Origin of the sequence: Streptomyces murinus (genome assembly GCF_002154555.1) — a bacterium.
Taxonomy (GTDB): domain Bacteria; phylum Actinomycetota; class Actinomycetes; order Streptomycetales; family Streptomycetaceae; genus Streptomyces; species Streptomyces murinus.
Window position 1 is genome coordinate 1 of sequence record NZ_MUNF01000728.1, and the last position, 1,960, is coordinate 1,960.

General features: G+C 73.7%; 3 protein-coding genes. All 3 read right to left on the reverse strand.

The features are described 5' to 3' along the window. On the reverse strand, positions 1-367 hold a 367-nt coding region (locus CCN72_RS33990), incomplete at its 3' end, for an ATP-binding cassette domain-containing protein (protein WP_244174614.1). Beyond that, entirely contained in the window at positions 364-1,359 is a 996-nt protein-coding gene (locus CCN72_RS33995; RefSeq protein ID WP_244174615.1) for a FecCD family ABC transporter permease, read from the reverse strand. The genes CCN72_RS33990 and CCN72_RS33995, both read right to left, overlap by 4 nt. Then, positions 1,356-1,960, reverse strand: a 605-nt coding sequence (locus CCN72_RS34000) for a FecCD family ABC transporter permease (protein ID WP_143664293.1), incomplete at its 5' end; no start/stop codon positions are given. The genes CCN72_RS34000 and CCN72_RS33995, both read right to left, overlap by 4 nt.

Sequence of the window (1,960 nt, forward strand, 5' to 3'; positions counted from 1 at the left end):
GAAGGTACGGCAGCTCGTCGCCCGCGGCCGGTTCCCGCACCAGTCGCTGCTGTCCCTGTGGTCCGAGAGCGACGAGCTGCCGTACCTTCACATCGTCCGGGGCCAGCGGGTCCTGGGGCAGGAAGCCGACCTGGCGGGCGAGTTCCTTGGACGGGTACGAGCCGACCTCGCGCCCGTCGAGTTCCACCTGGCCCTCGGCGGGGCGCAGCAGCCGGACGAAGGCGCGCAGCAGGGTGGACTTCCCGCAGGCGTTGGGTCCCACGATCGCGGTGAACGCGCCGTCGGGTATGTCGAGGCTCAGCCGGGTGGCCACCACCCGGTCGCCGTAGCGCAGGGTGATCTCCCGCGCGGTCAGGCGTGCGCTCATGCGCGCCTCACCTCCTTGGTCAGCAGCCAGATCAGATAGCAGCCCCCGACCGCGGTGCTCACCACGCCGACGGGCAGAGCGACCGGCGCCAGCAGCGCCTGGGCGATCAGGTCGGCGCCCTGGAGCAGGACGGCTCCGGTCAGGGCGGCCGGGAGCAGCGGGATGCCCGCCGAGCCGGCGAGCCTGCGGCCGATCTGCGGAGCGGCCAGCGAGATGAACGCGATCGGCCCGGCCACCGCGGTCACCGTCGCCGTGCAGCCGACGCCGACCAGCACCATGAGCAGCCGCAGCCGGCCGAGCGCGACCCCGGTGGTGACCGCGAGCGGGTCGCCGAGAGCGGTCTGGTGCATGGCACGGGCCTGCACGGCGATGGCCGTCAGCAGTACGGCGATCACCCAGAACGGGATCCACAGGTCCGACCAGTCCACGCCGTTGAGCGAACCGGCGCTCCAGCCGACCGCGGCGATCGCGATGTCCAGGTCGGCGCGGAGCACGATCCAGGAGTTGAGCGCGGTCACCATCGCGTTGACCGCGATGCCGATCACCACGAGCCGCAGCCCGGAGAAGCCCCGGTCGGCGGAGAGCAGATAGACCACGGCCGACACGAGCAGTCCGCAGACCACCGAGGAGGTGGCCAGCTGCGCCGATGTGCCCGAGAGCACGGTCATGGCGAACAGTGCCCCGGTGTAGGAGCCGGCGTCCAGGCCGATCACGTCGGGGCTGCCGAGGGGATTGCGGGTCAGGTTCTGGAAGATGGCTCCCGCCACCCCGAGCGCTGCCCCGAAGACGGCGCCCGCCGCCACCCGGGGCAGCCGCCAGTCGAGGATCACCACGGACCGCTCCCGCCCGGTCAGGGCGGACAGCACCTCCCCGGGGGTGGCCCAGGACGCTCCGTAGCACAGCCCCAGCAGGCCGAGCGCGAGGACCAGGGCGGCCAGGACGACGGCGACCAGCAGCGGGCGGCGCGCCACCCGCGGCGCGTACCCGCTCACAGTGCCCCCGCCCCGTAGCGGCGGACGGTCCAGATCAGCATGGGGCCGCCGAGGAACGCGGTGACGATGGCCACCGGCATCTCCCCGGTGGGCAGCAGCACCCGGGCCGCGGTGTCGGCGGCCAGCAGCAGCACCGGACCGAGCACCATCGAGTACAGCAGCAGCCAGGGCACCGAGCCGCCCGCCGCCCTGCGGGCGAGGTGCGGCACGATGAGGCCGACGAACAGGATGGGGCCCGCCACCGCGGTCGCGGCGCCGCTGAGCACGGTGATGAGCACCAGGGTGACGGCCTGGGTGCGGGCCACCCCGGCGCCCAGGGTCTGGGCCACGTTCTCGCCCAGTGCCAGGGCGTTGAGGGACCGCCCCAGCGCCAGCGCCGCCACCAGGGCGACGCCGATGGCGACGAGCGGCAGGGTCAGCGGTTCCTGTTCGCGTCCGGCGAGGGTGCCGACCGACCAGAACCGGTAGGCGTCGAACAGCTTCGGGTTCATCAGCCGCAGCCCGAGGGCGATGCCGCCCAGTACGGCGGTGAGGGCCACGCCGGTGAGCACGAGGCGCAGGGGCGCGCGCCGGCCCACCGACAGCACCAGCAGGGCGGCCA